Below are 21,617 nucleotides of genomic sequence, written 5' to 3'. Positions count from 1 at the left end.
TTCATCTTCCAAAGAATCCGCTGTCCGCGGGGCGGGCACAACCGCGGTACGCCCAGTCAGCTGAGGTCCGGCGTCGCCGCTCCACAGCCCTCGCCTGCGCCCGTCCGGCGGCCCGGTACCAGGAGGCGGCCACGACGGCGGCGAGCGCGGCTTCGACCAGGTCGCCGCCGTAGTACATGAGCTGGGAGCCGGTGTGCAGATCACCGGCGGTGAAGGAGGTGCCGGGCGGCGCCGTCGCGTAGAGGGTCTTGGCGAGCGCGGCGTGCGCGGTGCCCGCGGCAAGCAGGCTCGCGCCGCGTACCGCGAGGCCCCAGCGGCGCCGTACGGGGTCGAGCCCGCAGACGGCGAGGGCGAACAGCAGCCCGGCGGTCAGGACGTGCGCGTGCACCACGGCGTGCAGCCAGGGCTCGTCCCGCATGCCCGCGAAGAGCCGTGTGCGGTACAGCACCCACAGCCCGCCGACATCGAGGAGGGCCGCCAGCGGAGGAAAGACCAGCCAGCCGGCGGGACGGGAGTGGGCGAGCGCCAGCAGCCCGCGGCGCGCGGCGCCGGGCGCCAGGCCGCGCAGGGCGAGGGTGAGGGGGTGGGCAAGGACGAGCAGCAGCGGGGCGCCCATGCTGACCAGCAGGTGCCTGCCCATGTGGGCGGTGAACGGCCCGCCCGGCAGCGGCCCCACCGCCGCCCAGACGACGCCCGCGGCACCCAAGGCGAACGAGACGTCGCGCCACGGGGACCAGACGTCCCCGCGCCGCCGCAGCCGGCGTGCGGTGAGCGCATAGCCGACGGCCACGAGCACCGCGCCGACGACCGCGATCAGCTCCCCGGCGCCCGGCGCCGTGGCGGCCCCGTGCTGACCGTGCGCGAACATCACGACAGGGACCTCGGCGCACCCCGGCGCACCGCACGGACGGCCAGCACCCCGCCGACGACCAGGAGCACGAGACCGGCGAGGTTCCACGCCCAGTCGTACGGTGTGACGTCCACGCCGTAGCGGACCTGGTGCAGGCGCAGCAGTTTGTGGTCCACGATGCCGTCGAACACCTGGAAGGCGCCCGCTCCCAGGAAGAGCCCGGCCCGGGCGTGGGCCGGGGCGAGCGCGCGGCGACGGCGCAGATCGGCGTAGAGGAAGAACCCGGCGACCAGGGCCAGCAGTTCGGCGGTGTGCAGCAGCCCGTCCGAGAGCAGCCCCACGCCGAGGGTGGAGCGGTCGTAGAAGTGGTGCCAGTGCAGGAGCTGGTGGAAGACGATCTCGTCGAGCGCGGCCGTGACCGCCGCGCCGATCACCCCGCACACCACCATCGACCTGCGCGGCTCGCTCCCCGCCCCGGGGGCGCTGTGCGAAGGGGCCGACGTGCTCATGGGACTGCCTTCCTGCGGTGCCGGATCGGTCTGCTGCCGGGTACGCCTACCCCCGCGGACCGTTCGTGCGCAGGATCAGGGCGCAATCGGGTTCATGCGGGTGAACCGCCGGATCCGTGGAACCCACGGGGCATGAGGCGTCCGGCGGTGCCGGCGGGGCGCGCCCGAGCGCAGGACGGAGCAAGCTGATGTCGATCGATCTCGCCGGTTTCCTCGGGGTCGTGCTGCTGGCCTATCTCGTGCCGGGCCCGGACTTCCTGGTGATCGTGCGGGCGGCCGCGCGGGACGCGTCCCTGGGACGTGCGGCGGCGCTGGGCGCCCAGACAGGCCTGTGCGTCCACATGTGCGCGGCGGCGCTCGGCCTGTCGGTGATCGCCACGAGATCGGCCCTGGCCTTCACCGTCGTCAAGCTGGCCGGTGCGGCGTATCTCATCTGGCTGGGGGTGCGGGCCCTGCGGGACGCGCGGAGGAACGACGCCCCGGCCCCGGCCCTGGAGCCGACGGCACCGGCCGACGGGCGCCGGAGCAGCTTCACGCAGGGCTTCCTCAGCAATGTGCTCAACCCGAAGGCCGCGCTGTTCTTCCTCAGCGTCCTGCCGCAATTCGTCGACCGGGGAGGCTCCCTGACGCAGCAGATCTTCCTGCTCGGCGCGGTCGACGTCGTCATCGGCATCGTCTACTGGCTGGCCCTCGTCCGCGTCGCCGTTCGCCTGCGCACGGCCTTGGACCGGCCGGCCTGGCGCCGACGCTGGGAGCGGGCGACCGGCGGGCTGTTCATCGCGGTGGGCGTCGGGGTGGCGGCGGTGGAATGACGTCCCCTCGACCGCCCGATGGTCTAGACCGAACTGCTAGCGTCTGGCGCACGAGTGGCGCGACGGACGGGGCGCCCGGGTCGAGAGGGACAAGTCGTGGTCGTGGGCAGGCAGACGGGGCGGGCGTACATCGGATCCTTCACCGCGGCCGGGGGGCCCGGTGTCCTCACCGCGTCCGTCGCGCCGGACAGCGGTGCGCTGACCGTGCTGGGCGCCACGGACGCGGTCGCCGACCCCTCGTATCTCGCGCTCTCGCCCGACGGGGAGACGCTCTACGCGGTCAGCGAGACCTCGGACGGCGGTGTCGCCGCGTTCCGTACCGCGGGGGACAAGGCCGAGCTCACGGCGCCGCCCGTGCCGGTCGGGTCGGCGCCGACCCATCTGGCGCTGTACGACGGGCACGTGCTCACCGCCAACTACCGCTCGGGCAGCGTCACCGCGGTGCAGGTGCGGGCCGACGGGACTCTCGCCCCGACGCCGTCGAGCGAGCTCCGGCACACCGGATCGGGGCCGCACCCGCAGCGTCAGCAGGGTCCGCACGCGCACCAGGTCCTCGCGGACCCGAGCGGACGCTGGGCGGTCAGCGTCGACCTCGGCACGGACTCCGTGCGCGTCTGCGCGTTCGGGGAGAGCGGGCTGACCCTGCACCGCGAGGTGGCGCTGCGTCCGGGGTCAGGGCCGCGGCATCTCGTGTTCCACCCGCGCGGCGACCGCGCGTACATCCTGAACGAGCTCAGCCCCACCCTCACCGTCTGCGTCTGGGACGCCGCCGACGGCTCGCTCAAGCCGCTCGGTGAACTGCCGGTCCTCGCGGAGGCCCCGGACGGCGACACGTACCCCTCGGAGGTCGTGATCGCGCCCGACGGGCGGTTCCTGTGGACCGCCACGCGCGGCCCGGACGTCATCTCGGTCATCGCGCTCGACGGGACGGGCGACGTGCCGAGCCTGACGGCGACCGTGTCGTGCGGCGGGAAGTGGCCGCGCGACCTGGCGATCGATCCGGCGGGCCGGCACCTGTACGCGGCCAACGAGCGCTCCGGGGATGTCACCTGGTTCGCGATCGACCAGGAGACGGGCATCCCGAGCCGTACGGGCTCCGTCGCGGCGCCCGCGGCCTCCTGCGTGGTCTTCGACCGAGAGCCCCGCAGCTGAGAGCCACATCGCCGTACGACGACGGGCCCGCCCCCACATCAGGGCGGGCCCGTCGTCGTACGTACGGGATCGCTTCAGTGCGCCGGCGCGCCCGAGGGCTGCTGCGGCGTGATGCCGAGCGTCGTCGTGTACTTGGCGAGCGCCAGCTTGCCGATGGCCGGGTAGGGGCCGATCGGCTCGGCGACGGAGAGGCCCGCCTCCTTCGCGGTCGCCTCGAGCAGGGCGCTGTCGAGCTCCGGACCGATCAGGTACGGCGCGAGGGCCAGCTGCGTCGAGCCGGAACCGCGCAGCTGCTCGGCGATCGCCGCGACGGCGCCGTCCTCGTCGAGCGCGGCGGCCATCACCGGCACCGCGAGGCGCGCGGCGAGCAGCATGCCGGTGATCCCGGCGGCCTGCACGGCCTCCTCGCCGCCGACGGTGGCCAGCACGATGCCGTCCGCGGCCGTCGCCACGGTGAACAGGCGGGCGCGGTCGGCGCGGGCGAGTCCGGCCTCCGACAGGCGCACGTGCAGGGCCTCGGCGAGCAGCGGGTGCGGGCCGAGGACGTCCGTCAGCTCGGCGGCGGCACGGCTGTCCATGACGGCCTGCCGGAGGCGCCGCATCAGCGCGGCGTCGGGGCCCGCGAGCAGGGGCACGACGACGGCGACAGGACCCTCGGGGTCGGCCACCTCGGCGCCCGCCGCGCGCGCACGCTCGACGCGGGCGGTGCGCTGGGCGGCAGCGTGTGCGAGCACGGAGTGCAGCGAGGGGAACTCGGGGAAGGACGTGACGGTGGCGTCTTCCTCACCGTCGAGGTAACCGATTCTGGCGTCGAGGCCGGGCAGCTCGGAGCGGGCGATGCTCACGACTTCCTCGGCGAGGCTGCGCATGGTGGTGCTGGGGGCGCCCGGCACGGCGAGAACAAGTGCGGGCGCGCCCTCAGGAGCCGCGACGGGCTCCGGACGGCGGTGCCGGCCCGGCTGACGGGGGCGCGGCATTCGTACTGGCAGGCCGGATGCGGGCCCAGTGGGGGAGCTCATGCGCCCGCATGCTACTGGCTTGCGGGCCATCCCTGTTCGGGGAGGGTGCAGGTGGGCGGTATAAGTCCGTTTTTGTCTGATGAATTACGTAGAGGTCAACTGTCACCTTCTTCATGGTCACCCGCAGCGTGAACCGAGAACATGCGTGCGTCGAGCGGCAGCCGCAACCGGTCCCCGGCGATATCCGCCGCTATGCGCAGCGCGCCGTCGAGCGGGTCGCCGGCCGCGGGGACCGCTCGCGCGTGCGGCAGTTGGTCCGCGAACTCGGCCCGCAGGGGTGCGAGCAGCGGTTCGCCCAGGTTGAACAGGCCGCCGGTGAAGGCGACTTCACAGGTGTCCGCGAGGGGGCAGACGGCGGCCGCGGCCTCGGCGATGTGACGGGCCGCGGCCCGCAGGATGCTGTCCGCCACGGGGTCGTCGGCGGCGCATTCCGCCACGTCGGGCGCGAACGAGGCGAGGACCGCGGGCCGGTCGGCGCGCGGATAGAGCTGCCCCGGAAGTCCGGCCACTGGGCCGAACGCCGCTTCGGCACGTGTGAGCAGCGCCCGCGAGCCGCCGCGTCTGCCGTCGTGCGCCCGCATCGCCGCTTCGAGCCCGGCGCGGCCGATCCAGGCGCCGCCTCCGCAGTCGCCCAGCAGGTGCCCCCAGCCGTCCGCGCGGCGCCAGGCGGTCAGATCCGTGCCGATCGCGATCATGCCGGTACCCGCGGCGACGACGGCGCCGGGACGGTCGCCGAGCGCCCCCGCGTACGCGGTGACCGCGTCGGCGGCCAGCGCCGTGCGCCGTACGCCCAGCGCCCGGCCGAGCGCGGCGGGCAGCGCGGCGCGGAGGTCGTCACCGAGGGTCGCCATGCCCGCGGCGCCGACGGCGACGGCCGCGATCCGTTCACCGCCCGCCCGCTCCAGCAAGCCCCGCGCCATGGGCAGCAGTTGCTCCAGGAAGTGCCCGGCGTCGATACCGCGCGCGCCGGTACGCACCGGCTCCGCGGAACGCACGGGTTCGGGACGGTGCATGCCCTGCGGCACGTGCAGGGCCGCCCGCAGCCCCGAACCACCCGAGTCGACCCCCAGCACGCACTCCCGCACGGACTCCGGCACGCGCTCCCCGGGATCCTCCGGCGTCACGGCAGCCGCCAGTCCACCGGCTTCGCTCCCTGCTGGACCAGCAGGTCGTTGGCCCGGCTGAAGGGGCGCGATCCGAAGAAGCCCCGGTCCGCCGACATGGGGGAGGGGTGCGCGGACTCCACCGAAGGCAACGGGCCGAGCAGCGGCCGCAGATTGCGCGCGTCGCGGCCCCACAGGATGGACACCAGCGGCTTGCCGCGCGCGGCAAGCGCCCGTATGGCCTGTTCCGTGACCTCCTCCCAGCCCTTGCCCCGGTGCGCTGCGGGCTTGCGCGGTGCGGTGGTGAGCGCCCTGTTGAGCAGCAGGACGCCCTGCTGCGTCCAGGGCGTGAGGTCGCCGTTCGTCGGCGCGGGCAGGCCCAGGTCGCTGTTCATCTCGCGGTAGATGTTGATGAGGCTGCCGGGCAGCGGCCGCACCTCGGGCGCGACCGAGAACGACAGGCCCACCGCGTGACCGGGCGTGGGGTAGGGGTCCTGGCCGACGATCAGGACGCGGACGTCGTCGAAGGGCTGCTGGAAGGCGCGCAGGACGTTCGCCCCCGACGGGAGGTAGGTGCGTCCCGCGGCGATCTCCGCGCGCAGGAAGTCCCCCATCGAGGCGATCCGTTCGGCCACCGGTTCCAGGGCCTCGGCCCAGCCGGTCTCGACGATTTCATGCAAGGGTCGTGGTGCCACGGGCGTCACCCTACTGCCGTAACGGCAGGGGTGATCAACCGACGGCCGCGGCCCGCACGCACAGGACGTCCGGCAGGTGCGAGGCGAGCTGCCGCCAGGTGTCGCCGTCGTCCGCCGACGCGAACACCTCTCCGTTGCGATTGCCGAAGTAGATGCCCGCCGGGTCGCAGTCGTCGCTGCACATGGCGTCGCGCAGCACCGTGCCGTAGTGGTCCTCGTCGGGCAGGCCCGTGCCCAGCGGCTCCCACGTCCCGCCCGCGTCGGTCGTGCGGTAGACGCGACATCGGTGGTCGGCGGGGACGCGGTCGCTGTCGGCGGTGATGGGGAAGACGTAGGCCGTGCCACCGCGGTGGGGGTGCGCGACCACGGAGAAGCCGAAGTCGGACGGCAGCCCGCCGCCGATGTCGGTCCAGTGCGCGCCCCCGTCGTCGCTGCGGTACACGCCCCAGTGGTTCTGCAGGTACAGCCGGTCCGGGTCGGCCGCGTCCCGCGCGACCTTGTGCACGCACTGACCGAACTCGGGGTTCGGATCGGGCAGGAACACCGCCGAGACGCCGTCGTTCGAAGGGGCCCAGCTGGCGCCGCCGTCCTCGGTGCGGAACACCCCGGCGGTGGACACCGCGACCGTGACCGCGCGCGGGTCGCGGCTGTCGGTCAGCACGGTGTGCAGGCCCTCTCCGCCGCCGCCCGGCACCCACTTGGACCGAGTGGGATGCTCCCACAGGGGGCGTACGAGCGAGAAGGACTCGCCGCGGTCCTCCGAGCGGTACAGCGCGGCGGGCTCCGTACCCGCGTACACGACGTCCGGCTCGGCGGCCGCCGGGTGCAGCTGCCACACGCGCTCCAGAGAAGCCCCGGTCTCCTTGGGGAACTTCACCGCGGGCTTCGTCGGCTCCGTCCACGTCCGTCCGAGGTCGTCGGAGTGGAAGACGGAAGGACCCCAGTGCGCGCTGTCGCCGTCGGCGAGGAGGCGCGGTGAGGGGCCGCGGGTGTCGATGGCCACCGAGTACACGGCCTGCGCGTTGAAGTACGGGCTGTCGTCGAACTCCCAGGCACCTCCTCGCCTGCGGCCGATGAACAGGCCCTTGCGGGTGCCTACGGTCAGGATGATGTCGGCCATGCCGACCACCTCCGGGACGTCGTTGTCTCAGGTACCGGTCAGTCTGCACCCCGGCACTGACAGTCACCCCCGGAGACGGTATCCACGCAGGTCAGCGCCGTGTGTTCCGGTCCGTGGGTCAGGTCAGCGTCTTGTGTCCCGTCCCGCGGGGCCGCCCGCCGCCAGCTCGTCGGCCACCTCCGCGATCGCCGCGGGCCCCATCCGGCAGCAGCCCCCGATCAGCCGTGCCCCGGCCGCCCGCCACTGCGCGACCTGCCCGGCCGCGAACCGGGTGGGCCCCCGCCAGGACCGGGCGGCCGCGTCCCACGCCTCCCCGCTGTTCGGATAGACGACCACGGGCTTCCCGGTGACCCGTGCGGCGAGCGCCACCGCGGCCCGCACATCCCTCGGATCGCAGCAGTTCACACCGACCGCGAGCACCTCGTCCGCGTCGGCGGCGACCGCGAACGCCTCCTCCAGGGGCTGGCCCGCACGCGTGCGCGTGCCCGCGACGCTGTACGACAGCCAGGCGGGCACCCCGAGGCCGCGCACCGCCCGCAGCAGGGCCCGCGCCTCGTCGGTGTCGGGCACGGTCTCCAGGGCGAGGACGTCGGGTCCGGCTGCGGCGAGGGTCTCCAGCCGGGGCCGGTGGAAGCGCTCGAGCTCGTCCACGGAGAGCCCGTACCGCCCCCGGTACTCGGACCCGTCGGCGAGCATCGCCCCATAGGGCCCGGCGGACGCGGCCACCCACACCTCACGCCCGGCCGCGGACCCGGCACGCCGGGCCAGTTCGACGCTCAGGCGCAGGAGTTCACGGGTGCGTCCGGCGTCGATGCCGTGCCGCGCGAACCCCTCGTACGTCGCCTGGTAGCTCGCGGTGATCGCGACCTCGGCGCCCGCCTCGTAGTACGCGCGGTGGGCGGCCTCGATCGCGGCGGGCTCGTCGGCGAGCAGCCGCGCGGACCACAGGGCGTCGCTCAGGTCGTGCCCGGCGGCCTCCAGCTGGTTGGAGAGGCCGCCGTCGAGCACGACAGGGCGCTGGGCAAGGACATCGGCGAGTCTCACACCGCCGACGCTAGCCGAGGCGAGGCCGACGGGAAGTGGCAGGCCACCTGGTGACCCGCGCTGTTCGGCGTGGTGACCGGCGGTTCGGTCGTGGCGCACACGTCCTGCGCGAGGGGGCAGCGGGTGCGGAAGCGGCAGCCCGAAGGGGGCTTCGCGGCGGACGGAGTCTCGCCCTCCAGAGGCGAACGCCCCGCGCCGGACGCGCCCGACGGGGCGGCCGCGGCCTCCGGGTCGGGCAGGTTGACCGTGTCCAGGAGCCCGCGCGTATAGGGGTGCAGCGGATGCGCGTACACCTGCTCGGCCGGGCCCGACTCCACGAGCTTGCCCAGGTACATCACGCCGACGGTGTCCGCCAGGTGGCGTATGACGGCCAGGTCGTGCGAGATGAACAGATACGTCAGCCCGCGCTCGCGCTGCAGCTCCCGCATCAGGTTGAGGATCTGCGCCTGCACGGACACGTCGAGCGCGGAGACCGGCTCGTCGGCGACCACGAGGTCGGGGGAGAGCGTCAACGCCCTTGCTAAGCCGAGACGTTGGCGCTGGCCGCCGGAGAACTCGTGCGGGTAGCGGTGCACGGCGCCGCGCGGCAGGCCGACGGCGTCGAGGAGCCCCGCGATCAGTTCCTCCTGCTCGGCGCGGCCGCCGACGCCCTGGATGACGAGCGGCTCGCGCAGGATCTCGCCGGCCCGCATGCGTGGGTCCATCGCGGCGGTGGAGTCCTGGAACATCAGCTGGACGCGCCGCCGGTGCGCACGACGTTCGGCCCGCGACATCCGCGACGGGTCGGCGCCCTCGAAGCGCACCGCGCCGCCGGTCGGCTCCTCCAGGCCCGCGACGATCCGCCCGAGCGTCGTCTTGCCGCAGCCGGACTCGCCGACCATGCCGAACGTCTCGCCCCTGCGGATCGTCAACGACACCCCGCCGACCGCACTGACGGTTCCCCGGCTGCGCGAGAAGGCGCCGCCCTTGAGAGGGAACTCCTTGACCAGGGCGTCGAGTTCGAGGAGTACGTCACCGGGGGCGTGGGCGGCGGGTACGGGGGCGGGGGCGACCACCTCGTCCTGTGACGCGGCGTTCTCCGGCACGGGGTGGAAGCACGCGAAGCGGTGCTCCGGGCCCCGCGTCCCGTCGTCCACGAGCGGCGGTTCCGTCGTGCGGCACTCGTCCGTGGCGAACGTGCAGCGTGACGCGAAACGGCAGCCCGTGGGGCGCGTCGCGAGGTTCGGCGGCAGTCCGGGGATGGTGTGCAGCTCCGTGCCGCCGGCGGCCGCACGCTCGGGCAGCGCGGCGAACAGGGCCTCGGTGTAGCGGTGGCGCGGGTGGGCGAACAGGGCGCGCACGTCGGCCTGTTCGGCGACCTTTCCCGCGTACATCACCGCTACCCGGTCCACCCGGTTGGCGATGACGCCCAGGTCGTGGGTGACCAGGATCATCGCCATGCCCAGCCGGGCACGCAGATCGTCGACGAGCTCAAGGATCTGGTGCTGCGTCGTCACGTCGAGGGCGGTCGTCGGCTCGTCCGCGATCAGCAGCTTCGGCTCGCACACCAGCGCCATGGCGATCGCGACGCGCTGCCGCATGCCCCCGGACAGCTGGTGCGGGTAGGCCCTCATGCGCTCGGCGGGCTGCGGCATGCCGACGAGCCGCAGCATCTCCTGGGCGCGCGCCCACGCCTCCCTCCTGCCGATGCCGGGGCGGTGCAGGAGCAGCGGCTCCGCCACCTGCGCGCCGATGGTCATCGTCGGGTTGAGGGAGGTCAGCGGGTCCTGGAAGACCATGCCGATGGTGTCGCCGCGGACGTCCTGGAGGACGGGCGCCGCAGCAGCGGCGAGGTCCTGTCCGTCGAACAGGATCCGGCCTCCGGTGATCCGGCCGCCCGGCGGCAGCAGGCCGAGGACGCTGAGCGCGGTCATCGTCTTGCCGCAGCCGGACTCGCCGACGATGCCGAGCGCCTCACCGGGGGCGAGGGACAGGGACACGCCGTCGAGGGCGTGGACGGTGTGTTCGCGCGCGGCGATGTCGACGCGCAGGTCCTCGATGGAGAGGAGGGGTTCGGTCGCGGGCCGGGGCTCGGCCGCGCGCAGGGGCTCGGTCATCTGTCGTGTCTCCTGTTACTTCCGCAGCCGCACTTCGAACGCGTCACGCAGCCCGTCACCGATGAAATTGAACGCGGCGACGACCAGCACGATCGCGATGCCCGGTGGGAAGATCAGCCACCAGTAGCCGTTCTGGGTGTAGGTGATGCCGGCCGACAGCATCGATCCCCAGTCGGCGGACGGCGGCGGAATACTCAGGCCGAGGAACGCGAGATAGCTGACGTAGAGGATGGCGTCGGCGATCTGGAACGTGCAGTTGACAATGACCGTGCCGATGGCGTTCGGCACGATGTGCTTGAAGACGGCGCGCGTACCGCCGCCGCCCATCATCCGCATCGCCTGCACGTACTCGCGGTTGCGCAGCGACAGGGCCTCGCCGCGCACCAGCCGGGCGGGGGACAGCCACGCCACGCCAGCGATGATCATGATGAGGACGCCCTTGCTTGGCGTGATGATGGCGGCCACCACGACGAGCAGGAACATCGCGGGGATGGCGAGCACCGCGTCCGTGACGCGCATCATCGCCGCGTCGGCCCAGCCGCCGAAGTAGCCGGAGACCGCGCCGTAGACGGTGCCGAAGAGCGTGGCGAGCAGGCCCGCCGCCAGGCCGATCTCCAGGGACGTCCGTCCGGCGACCATCAGTCGGCCGACCATGTCGTAGCCGAGGTCGGTGGTGCCGAGGAGGTGTCCTGAGGTGCCGGGCGGCAGGTTGGCCTGCGACAGGTCGGTGTGGATCTGCTCGGTGTCGTACAGCAGCGGGCCGAGGTAGCTGAACGCGAGCAGCAGGAGCAGCACCACCACACCCGTCAGGGCGAGTTTGTTGCCGGTGAAGACCTGGAGCGTGCGGCGGGCCAGCGACGGTGTGGCCCGCGCGGCGTCCTCGTGGCCCGGTGCGGTGACAGGGGTGACCGTGGTACTCATGCCACGCTCCGTATCCGGGGGTCGAGGACGGCGTACAGGACGTCGGAGAGCAGCGAGCCGACGACGGTGGCGACGCCGACGACGAGCGTCACGCCGAGCAGTACGGGAAAGTCGGAGCCCTGCGCCGCGTTCCAGAACAGCAGCCCCATGCCGGGGTAGTTGAACATCGACTCGACGACGAGGGCGCCGCTGAACAGCGTCGGCAGATAGAGGCCGAGGAGCGTCGCGAGAGGGATCAGCGCGTTGCGCAGGACGTGCCTGACCATGATCCTGCGGCTCGACTGGCCCTTGGACATCGCCGTGCGGACGTAGTCCTCGGTGAGGTTGTCGAGCACCGCCGAGCGCATGTAGCGGCTGAACATCGCGATGATGCCGAAGGCCATGGTGACCACGGGCAGGACGAGCCCCGTGAAGTCGCCGAGGAGCGCGCCGATCGTCTCGCCCTGCGGTGCCTCCGCCGGGAAGATGGGCATGACCTGCGCAAACAGGATGATCATGATGAGGCCGAGGAAGAACACCGGCGTCGCGTACAGCAGGAAGGCGAGGCCCGTCAGGGCGTAGTCCGACGCCTTGCCGCGCCGGACGGCCTGCAGCAGACCGAGGGGAACGGCGATGACGACCGCGAGGACGGTGGACAGGACCGTGAGGAGCAGCGTCTTCGGCAGGCGCTGCTTCAGCAGGTCGAAGACGGGCGAGTTGAGCTTGAAGGAGTCGCCGAGGTCGCCCGTGAGCAGCCGCTTCACATACATCGCGTACTGCGTCGGCAGGGAACGGTCGTACCCCTGCTGGTGGTTGAAGTGATCGATCTGCTGCGGTGTGCCCTTCGGGCCGAGGATGGCGCGGGCGGGGCCGCCCGGCAGCAGGTGCAGGAGCACGAAGACGATGACGGACACCAGGAAGAGGACGACGATCGCCTGGAGGAAGCGCTTGACCAGAAATCCGGTGAAGCCGGTCACTTCTCGGCCCCCTTCTTCTTGACGTAGTACCAGTGCTGGGGCGCGAAGGTGACGGTCGGGTTCTGCGAGACGCCGCGCAGGTCGTTGCGGATCACCGAGACCTGGTACGCGGGGTTCGGCATCCACATCACGGGCAGCTGCTCGGCGAGGTACTCCCCGTACTCGTGCACGGCCTTCATGTCGGGGGAGTACTGCACGGCCCGGATGATGCGGTCCGCCTTCTTGTCGCTGTAGTTGCCGAAGTTGGCCGCGGCGCCCGTCGAGAAGAGCTGTTCGCCGCTGGGGTTGAGCGGGTAGTACCAGCTGCCCGCCGTTCCGAAGAACGACATGTCCCAGTCGCAGCCAGGGTCCTTCGCCCGGCACGGAACGGAGTTGCCGAGCACCGAGTTCAGCGGCTGCTGACGCACGGTCAGCTCGATGCCGCCCTTGGAGAGCGACGACTTGAGCTCCTGCATCATGTTCGTCGTCTCGGTGGATCCCGACTGGGAGAGCAGGGTGAGTTCGAGGGGCGTGTTCTTGTCGATGCCCTTGCCGCACCGGTCGGCGCCCGTTCCGGGACGCATGCAGCGGGCCGTGCCGTCCTTCGTGCGCCAACCGTGCTGCTCCAGCAGCGCCTTGGCCTTGGCGACGGAGAACGGGTACCGGTTCTTCTCCATCCTCTCGGACAGGTACTGGCTCTTCGGCGTGACCGGCACCGGGCCGAGCGTCGGGGTCGCGCTGCCCTGCCAGATGACGTCGCTCATCGCCTTCTGGTCGACGAGGTGCTGCATGGCCCGGCGGATGTACAGCTGGTCCATCATGGGGCCGCCGTGCGTGGAGTTGAAGTTGTAGACGATGTACGTCGCCGCCCAGCCCTCCCACGGGTCGACCCGGTACCCCTTGTCCTCGAACTTGTCCTTCTGCGCCATCACCGAGGGCGGGATGTAGCCGTAGTCGACGCCGCCCGAACGCAGCACGTTGTACTCGGAGTCGGCCGTCGTGAACGGTTTGAAGACCACCTTGTCCAGGTGCGGGCGCTCCGACTTCGGGCCGGTGAACTTCTCGTTCGGCACGATCGTGACCTGCCCGCTGTCATGCCAGCCCGCCAGCTTCCAGGGGCCGTTGACCGTCTTCCAGAGCGGGTCGGAACCGTACGAGCCGAGGCTCTTCGCGTGCTTCGTCAGCCGGGCGAAGACGGCTTTGGCGCCCGCGGGGGTGCGGTCCCAGTCGCCGATCCTCCCGCCGTCGGTCTTCGCGTCCCAGGCGTGCTGGGGGAGCGCCCGCAGCAGGACGAGCTGGTTGGCGGTGAACCAGTCCGGGTTGTACGCGCGGGTCAGGTGCAGCCGCACGGTGTGGTCGTCGAGTGTCTCGAACCGCTTGACGTTGTCGGGCATGGTGCCGACCGAGTAGCTGCCCCAGTCCGCCTTGTTGGCCTTGACGAGGTGGAACCAGAACTCCAGGTCACGGGCGGTGACCGGCGTGCCGTCGGACCACTCGACGCCCTCGCGCAGCGGCACCGTCACGGTCCTGTTGCCGTCGCTGTACCTCGGCTCCAGGCCCAGCGTGCCGGGCCCGTGCGTGGTCAACTCGCCCTCCGCCTCGTCCTGCACGGCGTCGTACACCGGCATGAACAGAAGCGAGTTGATCCCGTAGTTGTACGAGGCGCCGTAGCCCGGCGCGCCGATCGGGAAGATCCAGTTGGGCGTCGCCGACGGCGGCAGGGCCATCGTCGCGGTACCGCCCTCCACGGGGGTGCCGCCGGTGGGGCCCATGTTGATGCGGCCGCCCTCGCGGGTGCAGCCGGTGAGGGCCGCCGCGAGGACGAGCAGCGCGGCCGCCGCGGACCTGAACGAGCGCATGGCGATGGGCCTCCAAGGGGTACGGGGGCCGGCCCGTGCCGGAGTACGACGGGGCGGCGCCCGAACGCTAGGCCGACCGCGAAAAACAAGTCAATAGCTTCATTCGGCAAGAACGGGAAAAGCCGGAATCCCTGGCCGTCTTGCTTCGACTGGCCTTAGTGTTCGTCTCGTTGTCGAACAAACACATCGAAGTAACGTGTGAGCAACTGGGGGCGGCCGTATGACCGGAACACCACTCGGCGAGCCGGGCTCGGGGCAGCACATCCTGCACCTGGTCTCGTCGGGAGCGGCCGCGTCCCGCGCCGATCTCGTGCGCGAACTGGGCCTCGCCCCCTCCACGGTCTCCCTTCGGGTGCAGGAGCTCGTCGACGCCGGGCTGCTCACCGAGTCCGGCGAGGGCGCGTCGCGCGGCGGCCGCAGGCCCCGGCTCCTCCGGGTGGCGGCGCGGGGCGGCGTCGCCCTCGCCGCGGACCTCGGCAGCCACCACGCGCGGCTCGGCGCGGTCGACCTCGGCGGCACCGTCACCGACGCCGTCGACCTGCCGCACGACATCACCGCGGGCCCCGAGTCCGCCGTCGACTGGCTCTGCGAACAGGCCGACGCGCTCGTTGCCCGGCAGCGCGCCGAGGGCCGCACGGTACGCGCGTTCGGCGTCGCCTTCCCCGGCCCCGTACAGCCCGGCACCGGCCGCGTCCTCAGCCCGTCCCGCATGCCCGGCTGGCACCGCTACCCCCTGCGCGACGTCCTCGCGGAACGGCTCGGCATCCCCGTCACCGTCGACAACGACGCCACGATGATGGCCGTCGGTGAACACCGCGTGGCCCGGCCGGAACTGGAACACCTCGTCGTCGTCAAGGCGGGCCGCGGCATCGGCAGCGGCGTCATCTCCGCGGGCCGCCCGCACGACGGCGCCAACGGCAGCGCGGGCGACATCAGCCACGTCCGCGTCGACGCCGCCGGCGACCGACCCTGCAGCTGCGGCAACATCGGCTGCCTCGAGACCGTCGCCAGCGGCGCCGCGCTGATCCGCGAACTCGCCCTGCAAGGCGTCGAGGTGTCCGACACCGGCGACCTGCTGCGGCTCGTCGCGGACGGCGACCCCCGGGCCACCACCCTCGTCCGCACCGCCGGGCGGCACATCGGCACGGTCCTGTCCGTCGTCGTCAACTTCTTCAACCCGCAGGCCGTGGCCCTCGGCGGCGTCCTCGCCACCGCGGAACCGCTGGTCGCGGCCGTACGCGGCGTCCTCTACGAACGCTGTCTGCCGCTCGCCACGGCCGACCTGGAGATCACCACCACCGTGACGGGCGTCGACGCGGGCCTGCTCGGCGCGGGCCTCACGGCGCTGCGCCGGAACCTGCCGACCGTTTCAGGCCCAGCCCCCCAGGAAGAGAGCGCACCCGCATGACCCCCTCCGCACACCCCCGCCGCCTGCGCATCGGTATCGGCGGCATCGGCATCGAGTCGTCCACGTTCTGCCCGCACCGCTCCACCACCGACGACTTCCGCCAGACCCGCGGCCAGGACCTCCTCGACCGCTACACATGGACGCGGGCCGACTCCGACCTCGCCGACACCGTGGAGTGGGTGCCCCTGCTGCACGCGACCTCGCTGCCCGGCGGGCCCGTCGAAGCGGAGTCGTACCTGATCCTCAAGGACGAACTCGTCACCCGCATCAGGGAGGCAGGGCCGCTCGACGGCCTCGTCCACGACATCCACGGCGCCATGAGCGTCATCGGCCTCACCGACGCCGAGGCCGACCTCACCGAGGCGGTACGCGCCGCCCTCGACTCCGTGGGCACCCGGGACGGCACGGGCCGCCCGATGATCTCGGCCGCCATGGACCTGCACGGCAACGTCTCGCGCCGCTTCGCCGAACCCGTCGACCTGCTCACGGCCCACCGCCTCGCCCCGCACGAGGACGCCTGGGAGACCCGCGAACGCGCGGCCCGCAACCTCGTCCGCTGCCTCCTCGACGGCACCCGGCCGCACCGCGCCTGGGTCCAGGTCCCCGTGCTCCTGCCCGGTGAGAAGACCAGCACCCGCCTCGAACCCGCCAAGTCCCTCTACGCCTCCCTCGCCGAGATCGAGAAGCTCCCCGGCATCCTCGACGCCGCGATGTGGGTCGGCTACGCCTGGGCCGACGAACCGCGCTGCCGGGCCGCCATCGTCGTCACCGGCGACGACGCCGACCTCGCCGCCTCCGAAGCGGAGAAGCTCGCCCGCCGCTACTGGGACGCGCGCCGCGACTTCGTCTTCGTCGGCCCCACGGGCTCCGCCGACGAGTGCATCGAGAAGGCGGTGGCGTCGGACGCGCGGCCCTTCCTGATCAGCGACTCGGGCGACAACCCGACGGCGGGCGGCGCGGGCGACCTCGCGTACATGCTGGCCAGGCTGCTCGACAACGACGACGTCCGCTCCGGCCGGGTCACCGCGGTCCACCCGGGCATCACCGACCCGGTGGCCGTCGCCCGGTGCTTCGACGCGGGCGTGGGCGCGGAGGTCACGCTGAGCGTCGGCGGCAAGGTCGACGCGCACCACGGCGGACCGTACGAACTCACCGGCACCGTCGTCGCGTTGCAGCGTGCCACCGACCGGAAGGACCGGGCGGAGGGCGGCGCCTACGACCGCGGCGTCGACATGGCGGCCGTGCGCCACGGCGGACTCACCGTGATCCTCGTCGAGCGCCGCAAGCCCTTCCACACGCTCGCCGACTTCATGGGCCCGGCGGAGGGCGGCCTCGGCATCGACCCCCGTACGTACGACCTCGTCGTCGTGAAGATCGGCTACCTGGAGCCCGAGCTCCACGACATGGCCGCCGACTGGCTGCTCGCGCTCACCCCGGGCGGCGTGGACCAGGACCTGCTGCGGCTCGGCCACCACCGGGTGGAGCGACCGCTGTACCCGTTCGACGAGGACGCCTACGACGGCGGGGCGCCCGACCTGACGCCGGTCCGGCTCGACACACTCGTCCCCCGTGCCCCGATCGCACCGTGAGGAGCCCCCTGTGAAGCGTGCCGCCGCTCTGTCCGCCCTGGTCTGTCTGCTCGCCGTCACCGCGGCCGCGCCCGCGGCGCCGGAAGCGACCCCGCGACCGGACCGGCATCAACGGGTCAAGGGAACCCTCCTCGACTCCGTCCCGGAGAACGGTGTACTGAAGGTCTGCACGACCGGCGACTACGCCCCGTTCACCAAGCTGGACCCCGCCGACGGCACGTACAGCGGCGTCGACATCGAGATGGCGCGGGACCTGGCGAAAAGCCTCGAAGCGAAGCCGAAGTTCACCGCGACGACCTGGGCGAACCTGACGAAGGACGTGGCGTCGAGGCGCTGCGACATCGGCGTCGGCGGCGTCTCGATCACCTTGCCGCGCGCCCGGCAGGTCTATTTCAGCGAGCCGACACGCGAGGACGGCAAGACGCCCGTCGTGCGCTGCGCCGACAAGGACAGGTTCGGGGCGGGCGCCCTCGCGGACATCGACAAGCCGGGCACGACCGTGGTCGTCAACCCCGGTGGTACGAACGAGCAGTTCGCGCGCGCCCACATCAAGAGGGCGACGATCAAGCTGCACCCGGAGAACACCACGATCTTCCAGGAGATCATCGACGGCCGCGCGGACGTGATGATGACGGACGCGAGCGAGACGCTCTACCAGTCGAAGATCCACCCCGAACTGTGCTCCCTCCACCCCGAGAAGCCCTTCACCTTCTCCGAGAAGGCGTACGCGACCCCGCGCGGCGACGACGAGTTCCAGGAGTACGTCGACCAGTTCGTGCACCTGGCGAAGCACGACGGGACGTACGCGAAGTACGAGGCGGAGTGGATGAAGTGAGCCCTGGCCGACCACGGCCGGGCGGGACCTCAGCTCTCTTCGAGGCACCCGCCGCCCAGGCTCTGCGGGGAGCGCGCCGCCGTTTGGAAACGACGGCGCGGGGGACCCGGTCGGCATGACCGTCCACAAGAAGACCGTGCTCGTCCTGGACTGCTCCGAGCCCGAGCGGCTCGCCGAGTTCTACGCCGGACTGCTGGGCGCCGAGGTGCAGTTGAGCAAGGACCCCGACTACGTAGAGGTCGTCAACGGCGACGGGGTCTACCTGGCCGTGCACCGGGAGCGCGACTACATCCCGCCGAGCTGGCCCCGCCCCGAGGACTCGCAGCAGGCCCACCTGAGGATCATGGTCGGCCGCCACGACATGGACGAGGCGGAACGCGAGGCGGTCGGTCTCGGTGCACGGCCCATCGTCACCAAGGACAACAACGGCCCCCGGGACACCCGGACCTACTCCGATCCCGCAGGGCACTCCTTCACCCTGGCGGCCATCCCGGAGTGAACCGGACGCCCCGGGCCGGGGACGTGGATCAGTCGTTGTTCCCCGGGATCAGGAACAGGTGGACCGACTGGTCCTTCGCGCGGAACCGGGCGTTCTCCGCGCCCTTCTTCGCCCGGTCGGACACGATCACCACATGGTCGGCGGAGACCCAGGACACGCCCTCGGGGTTGCCGTAGACCGTGCGGCCCTTGCCGTCCGTGGGCAGGCGGTGGACCTTGCCCTCGTCGACCTCCCACTTCTCGGTGTCGATGCGGCCCACCCACAGGGCGGACGACGCCTGCGACAGGACGGCGATGCGTCCGTCGCGCACGGACACGCTGCTGTAGTCCTCGAACGGCAGCGACTTGGGCAGCCGGATCGTGGTCGTGTGGGTCCACCGCTTGCCCTCGCGACCGAAGACCTGGATGCGTCCGCCGCCCGGTGTCCTGCCCTTCTTGCCGCCCGCGCACCAGTTGCCCTCGCACAGGGCGAGGAGGTGACCGGTGCCCGAGCGGTCGACCCACTCCAGGCCCTCCATGCCCTTGTTGGCGTCGGCCAGGTCGAATGCGAGGTGTGCGGAGCCGATGGGCCGCAGCTTCGCGTCGTACTCGTGGACGCGGGCGCGGAAGCCCTTGGGCTTGACCGGTTCGGCCTCGCTCAGCGTGTAGTAGTGGTCGCGTGCCGCGTCGTGGGCGAGGTCCTCGAACCCCTCGCTCGCCGCCGAAGCGGCCCCCTTCTTGCCCTTGCCTTTGACCGTGCCTTTGTCCGTGCCCTTGACCGGGGTCTTCTTGGGGCTGAGGACGCCGTTCTCCGGTGCCTTGGGCGACAGTTCGCTGCCGACCCGGATGAGGGAGGGCAGGTTGTCGCAGACGATCAGGAAGGCGCCGTCCCGGTAGAGGACACCGCTCGCCTCCAGACGGGTGCCCGCGCTGTCCCCGATCAGCTCCTGGATCTTGGCTTCCTTGACGAGGCGGAGCTCGCGTGCCGCTTCGGCCTTGTCCTTGCCGGTCTTCTTCGTCGCGGTCATGAGGGCAGTACCTCCGTCGCGCCGGGGAACGACGCCCCACTGGCGCCGTTGGGGTAGGTCTTGCGCAGCTCGGTGAGCTGCTGACGCGCGTGGTCGTAGCGCATGCGCGTGTAGTGGAAGATCCCGTGCGTGAACTGCGAGCCCCGGCTCAGCTCCCACTGCCGGTACGCCGCCCGGTACACCTCGTCGTTGGTGAACTGCCGCCCGGTGAAGGGCTGTCCGTGCGGGGTGGTGGACTCCGCGTAGGCCGCGGGAGCGATGAGCTGCCACATTCCGTCGGTCCGTCCGGAACCCTCCGCGCCGAGCAGCGCGGCGATCCGCTCGGGTTCGAACTCCGTGTCCAGGAGGTACTCGAGGTGGTCGAGGTAGTACTGGCAGAAGTCGTGGTGCCGCAGCAGGTTGGTGAAGAGCGGAATCCGTGACTCCTGGTGCGGCGCGTGCGTGATGCGGCAGTAGTTGCGGGTCATCGCGGGCCAGTCGAGCAGGTCCGTGTACTGCCACTGCGTCGAGAAGAAGTCGATGCCCGAGCTGTTGTCGTAATCCCAGGGAATGAACGTGAAGTACGGGCGGGACATGAAGCCCGAGGGGTCGCCGAGCCTGCCGGAGTTGTACAGGTAGTAGTTCGACGGGGTCGCGAAGTAGTTGTCCCAGCTGCCCAGGAGGACGTTGGCGCCGGCCCAGCGCAGGAAGGCCGGCACGTTCAGGATCTGCTCGACCGCCTCGCGGAACGCGTCGGAGGTGAACTTCCGCTCATCGCCCGGGAGTTCCACGGCGTTGACCGAGCGGACGAGCGCGGCGAGGTCGTCGTAGGTGGCGGCGAGCGGATCGTCCTCGTTCGTCTTCAGGCGGTAGGTGCGGTCGTCCTCCCTGCTGCCCGCGGTGAAGTACTGGCGGCCGCCGTCGGTGCCGTCGGTGCCGGAGCGGTGCTCCAGGGTCGCGCAGCCGACGTCGCCGCAGTACGCCTTGTAGAGGTTGCCCTCGGAGTTCTTGCCGAAGTGGTCCTTGAGGAACTTCTTGTCGACCTGCTCGATGACCGAGAAGAGGCCCATGTAGCGGTCGTTGAGCGTGAACGTGGCGTACGTGTGCTGCGCCGCCGGGATGCCCGCGCGCTCGAGGAGCCGCCAGGCGACGGCCTCGCGCATCTGCGACGGGTCGTTGTACATCGCCTTGAGGTTGATCCGCTCCATGCCGAAGAGGCGGTCCTCGCTCGCGCCGACCTCGAAGTCGATCTTCCAGGAGCGCTTGGGCGCGTGCGCCGTCAGATTGCCGCTGTTGACCATCGAGAACGAGGGTGTCGCGAGCAGTGTGTCGTCCGGCGCGTCGCCGCGCGCCAGGGACAGCCGGGCGCCCGGCGGTGCCTCCATGACGTCGTCGGCCGTCAGGACGCCGGGCGGCCAGCCGGTGACCTTGACCTGATACATGTCCTGAGCGAAGAACTCCGCTTTGTCGACCGCCGTTTCGAGGTAGGCGTCCACCATCCGGCCGATCGCGGTGACCTGTCCGTCCGCGTCGAGCAGGACGAGGCTGCCGTCCCCCGAGATGTCCGTCTGCTCGGCGAGCAGCAGGTCGTACAACGCGCTGAACTCGGCCTTCGTCCGCAGCGCGGCGTCGGACGGACCCGCCGCCGCGTTGGCCCGCTCGGCGAACCGCCGTGCCGTGCCCGGTGGCAGCGCGGAGGTCGCGACGATGTGGTTCTTGAAGAGGTCCCGGAACGTGCTCTTGCCGATGATCCTGTCCACTTCGGCCTCCCTGGGGGCCCTGGGTGAACCTTTCTCTCTACGCCCGGCACCCCATGACCGCCAGACCGAGAACCGGCCTGGCGGTCACGGCTCGGTCCACCGGCACAGCAGCCGCACGAACCCGATCAGCGTGAGCGACCACAGGCCCGCGAAGGCCCAGACCATGCCGGCGCTCGACGTGGTGAGGCCGATGAACAGGAGCGTGCCGGACGCCGCGGCGAAGAAGGCCACGGTGAGCGGGTGCGGCCTGTTCGCGAGGGCCGTGCGGGCGCGGGGCCCGAGCCGCAGGAGCCACAGGCGGACCGTGAGCTGCCGGTCCCGGCGCAGCGCCGTCTCCATCTCGTCGAGGATGCGCCGCTCGCGCTCCGGAAGTCGGCCTGTCGACATCGTCGCCCCTCTCACGCAGTCGTCCGCGGTGAGGTCCTG

General features: G+C 71.8%; 20 protein-coding genes. 6 read left to right on the top strand and 14 right to left on the bottom strand.

The features are described 5' to 3' along the window. Nucleotide 1: 1 nt before the first annotated feature. Both AC07DO_RS10675 and AC07DO_RS10670 read right to left on the bottom strand, forming a co-directional pair. Nucleotides 2-868, bottom strand: a complete 867-nt coding sequence (locus AC07DO_RS10675) for a cytochrome c oxidase assembly protein (RefSeq protein WP_479058596.1) — start codon at nucleotides 866-868, stop codon at nucleotides 2-4. Then, entirely contained in the window at nucleotides 868-1,359 is a 492-nt protein-coding gene (locus AC07DO_RS10670; RefSeq protein WP_479058481.1) for a DUF2243 domain-containing protein, read from the bottom strand. Before AC07DO_RS10670 ends, AC07DO_RS10675 begins: the two co-directional genes overlap by 1 nt. A gap of 188 nt (nucleotides 1,360-1,547) precedes the next feature. Between AC07DO_RS10670 and AC07DO_RS10665 the strand changes: the two genes are divergently transcribed. After that, nucleotides 1,548-2,171 carry a LysE family translocator gene (locus AC07DO_RS10665; protein ID WP_479058479.1) on the top strand — a complete coding sequence of 208 codons (624 nt, stop codon included), beginning with the start codon at nucleotides 1,548-1,550 and terminating at the stop codon, nucleotides 2,169-2,171. A 102-nt stretch (nucleotides 2,172-2,273) separates the two neighbouring features. Further along, a complete protein-coding gene (locus AC07DO_RS10660) occupies nucleotides 2,274-3,323 on the top strand; it encodes a lactonase family protein (RefSeq protein WP_479058477.1) in 1,050 nt (349 codons plus the stop codon). 74 nt (nucleotides 3,324-3,397) lie between these two features. Here the strand turns inward: AC07DO_RS10660 and AC07DO_RS10655 are convergent, their stop codons facing one another. The 9 genes from AC07DO_RS10655 to AC07DO_RS10615 form a co-directional block, all read right to left on the bottom strand. Continuing rightward, nucleotides 3,398-4,342 (bottom strand): sirohydrochlorin chelatase, encoded by a 945-nt coding sequence (locus AC07DO_RS10655; protein WP_479058475.1) that lies wholly within the window; start codon nucleotides 4,340-4,342, stop codon nucleotides 3,398-3,400. A 95-nt stretch (nucleotides 4,343-4,437) separates the two neighbouring features. Continuing rightward, the gene (locus tag AC07DO_RS10650; protein WP_479058474.1) at nucleotides 4,438-5,466 is read right to left on the bottom strand and encodes an N-acetylglucosamine kinase; all 1,029 of its coding nucleotides are present in this window, start codon (nucleotides 5,464-5,466) and stop codon (nucleotides 4,438-4,440) included. After that, nucleotides 5,463-6,140 (bottom strand): uracil-DNA glycosylase, encoded by a 678-nt coding sequence (locus AC07DO_RS10645; RefSeq protein WP_479058473.1) that lies wholly within the window; start codon nucleotides 6,138-6,140, stop codon nucleotides 5,463-5,465. The genes AC07DO_RS10650 and AC07DO_RS10645 overlap by 4 nt, the downstream gene beginning before the upstream one ends. Nucleotides 6,141-6,174: 34 nt before the next feature. Continuing rightward, the gene (locus AC07DO_RS10640) at nucleotides 6,175-7,260 is read right to left on the bottom strand and encodes a WD40/YVTN/BNR-like repeat-containing protein (protein WP_479058472.1); all 1,086 of its coding nucleotides are present in this window, start codon (nucleotides 7,258-7,260) and stop codon (nucleotides 6,175-6,177) included. Nucleotides 7,261-7,383: 123 nt separating this feature from the next. Then, entirely contained in the window at nucleotides 7,384-8,304 is a 921-nt protein-coding gene (gene mmuM / locus AC07DO_RS10635; RefSeq protein WP_479058471.1) for a homocysteine S-methyltransferase, read from the bottom strand. Then, nucleotides 8,301-10,400: an ABC transporter ATP-binding protein gene (locus tag AC07DO_RS10630; RefSeq protein ID WP_479058470.1), complete on the bottom strand. Its 2,100-nt coding sequence runs from the start codon at nucleotides 10,398-10,400 to the stop codon at nucleotides 8,301-8,303. The genes mmuM and AC07DO_RS10630 overlap by 4 nt, the downstream gene beginning before the upstream one ends. A 15-nt stretch (nucleotides 10,401-10,415) precedes the next feature. Further along, entirely contained in the window at nucleotides 10,416-11,321 is a 906-nt protein-coding gene (locus AC07DO_RS10625) for an ABC transporter permease (protein WP_479058468.1), read from the bottom strand. Then, the gene (locus AC07DO_RS10620; protein ID WP_479058466.1) at nucleotides 11,318-12,277 is read right to left on the bottom strand and encodes an ABC transporter permease; all 960 of its coding nucleotides are present in this window, start codon (nucleotides 12,275-12,277) and stop codon (nucleotides 11,318-11,320) included. Before AC07DO_RS10620 ends, AC07DO_RS10625 begins: the two co-directional genes overlap by 4 nt. After that, complete coding sequence (locus AC07DO_RS10615; protein ID WP_479058464.1) at nucleotides 12,274-14,115, bottom strand: peptide ABC transporter substrate-binding protein; 1,842 nt, start codon at nucleotides 14,113-14,115, stop codon at nucleotides 12,274-12,276. The genes AC07DO_RS10620 and AC07DO_RS10615 overlap by 4 nt, the downstream gene beginning before the upstream one ends. Nucleotides 14,116-14,335: 220 nt before the next feature. On the opposite strand from AC07DO_RS10615, the gene AC07DO_RS10610 reads away from it, so the two are divergent. From AC07DO_RS10610 to AC07DO_RS10595, 4 genes are all read left to right on the top strand, one after another. Continuing rightward, nucleotides 14,336-15,523, top strand: a complete 1,188-nt coding sequence (locus tag AC07DO_RS10610; RefSeq protein ID WP_479058462.1) for an ROK family protein — start codon at nucleotides 14,336-14,338, stop codon at nucleotides 15,521-15,523. Continuing rightward, the gene (locus AC07DO_RS10605) at nucleotides 15,520-17,112 is read left to right on the top strand and encodes a M81 family metallopeptidase (RefSeq protein WP_479058460.1); all 1,593 of its coding nucleotides are present in this window, start codon (nucleotides 15,520-15,522) and stop codon (nucleotides 17,110-17,112) included. The genes AC07DO_RS10610 and AC07DO_RS10605 overlap by 4 nt, the downstream gene beginning before the upstream one ends. Nucleotides 17,113-17,122: 10 nt before the next feature. Beyond that, complete coding sequence (locus AC07DO_RS10600) at nucleotides 17,123-17,947, top strand: transporter substrate-binding domain-containing protein (RefSeq protein WP_479058459.1); 825 nt, start codon at nucleotides 17,123-17,125, stop codon at nucleotides 17,945-17,947. 115 nt (nucleotides 17,948-18,062) lie between these two features. Next, nucleotides 18,063-18,446, top strand: a complete 384-nt coding sequence (locus tag AC07DO_RS10595; protein WP_479058457.1) for a VOC family protein — start codon at nucleotides 18,063-18,065, stop codon at nucleotides 18,444-18,446. Nucleotides 18,447-18,474: 28 nt separating this feature from the next. On the opposite strand, the gene AC07DO_RS10590 is transcribed toward AC07DO_RS10595, so the two are convergent. The 3 genes from AC07DO_RS10590 to AC07DO_RS10580 all read right to left on the bottom strand — a co-directional run bounded on the left by AC07DO_RS10590 (nucleotide 18,475) and on the right by AC07DO_RS10580 (nucleotide 21,578). After that, a complete protein-coding gene (locus tag AC07DO_RS10590; protein ID WP_479058455.1) occupies nucleotides 18,475-19,452 on the bottom strand; it encodes a hypothetical protein in 978 nt (325 codons plus the stop codon). Further along, entirely contained in the window at nucleotides 19,449-21,191 is a 1,743-nt protein-coding gene (locus AC07DO_RS10585) for a CotH kinase family protein (RefSeq protein WP_479058453.1), read from the bottom strand. The genes AC07DO_RS10590 and AC07DO_RS10585 overlap by 4 nt, the downstream gene beginning before the upstream one ends. An 84-nt stretch (nucleotides 21,192-21,275) precedes the next feature. Next, nucleotides 21,276-21,578 carry a DUF3040 domain-containing protein gene (locus AC07DO_RS10580; RefSeq protein ID WP_479058451.1) on the bottom strand — a complete coding sequence of 101 codons (303 nt, stop codon included), beginning with the start codon at nucleotides 21,576-21,578 and terminating at the stop codon, nucleotides 21,276-21,278. Nucleotides 21,579-21,617 lie beyond the last annotated feature (39 nt).

The organism is Streptomyces sp. NPDC045678 (genome assembly GCF_056432085.1).
The sequence above is the reverse complement of the archived record's forward strand: the minus strand, read 5'-3'. Positions and strand labels throughout refer to the sequence as shown.

Coding starts and splice junctions, on each gene's coding strand:
- AC07DO_RS10610 (WP_479058462.1), top strand. CDS start 14,336: ATGACCGGAACACCACTCGGCGAGCCGGGCTCGGGGCAGCACATCCTG.
- AC07DO_RS10655 (WP_479058475.1), bottom strand. CDS start 4,342: ATGAGCTCCCCCACTGGGCCCGCATCCGGCCTGCCAGTACGAATGCCG.
- AC07DO_RS10605 (WP_479058460.1), top strand. CDS start 15,520: ATGACCCCCTCCGCACACCCCCGCCGCCTGCGCATCGGTATCGGCGGC.
- AC07DO_RS10580 (WP_479058451.1), bottom strand. CDS start 21,578: ATGTCGACAGGCCGACTTCCGGAGCGCGAGCGGCGCATCCTCGACGAG.
- AC07DO_RS10665 (WP_479058479.1), top strand. CDS start 1,548: ATGTCGATCGATCTCGCCGGTTTCCTCGGGGTCGTGCTGCTGGCCTAT.
- AC07DO_RS10625 (WP_479058468.1), bottom strand. CDS start 11,321: ATGAGTACCACGGTCACCCCTGTCACCGCACCGGGCCACGAGGACGCC.
- AC07DO_RS10675 (WP_479058596.1), bottom strand. CDS start 868: ATGTTCGCGCACGGTCAGCACGGGGCCGCCACGGCGCCGGGCGCCGGG.
- AC07DO_RS10670 (WP_479058481.1), bottom strand. CDS start 1,359: ATGAGCACGTCGGCCCCTTCGCACAGCGCCCCCGGGGCGGGGAGCGAG.
- AC07DO_RS10640 (WP_479058472.1), bottom strand. CDS start 7,260: ATGGCCGACATCATCCTGACCGTAGGCACCCGCAAGGGCCTGTTCATC.
- AC07DO_RS10590 (WP_479058455.1), bottom strand. CDS start 19,452: ATGACCGCGACGAAGAAGACCGGCAAGGACAAGGCCGAAGCGGCACGC.
- AC07DO_RS10615 (WP_479058464.1), bottom strand. CDS start 14,115: ATGCGCTCGTTCAGGTCCGCGGCGGCCGCGCTGCTCGTCCTCGCGGCG.
- AC07DO_RS10595 (WP_479058457.1), top strand. CDS start 18,063: ATGACCGTCCACAAGAAGACCGTGCTCGTCCTGGACTGCTCCGAGCCC.
- AC07DO_RS10630 (WP_479058470.1), bottom strand. CDS start 10,400: ATGACCGAGCCCCTGCGCGCGGCCGAGCCCCGGCCCGCGACCGAACCC.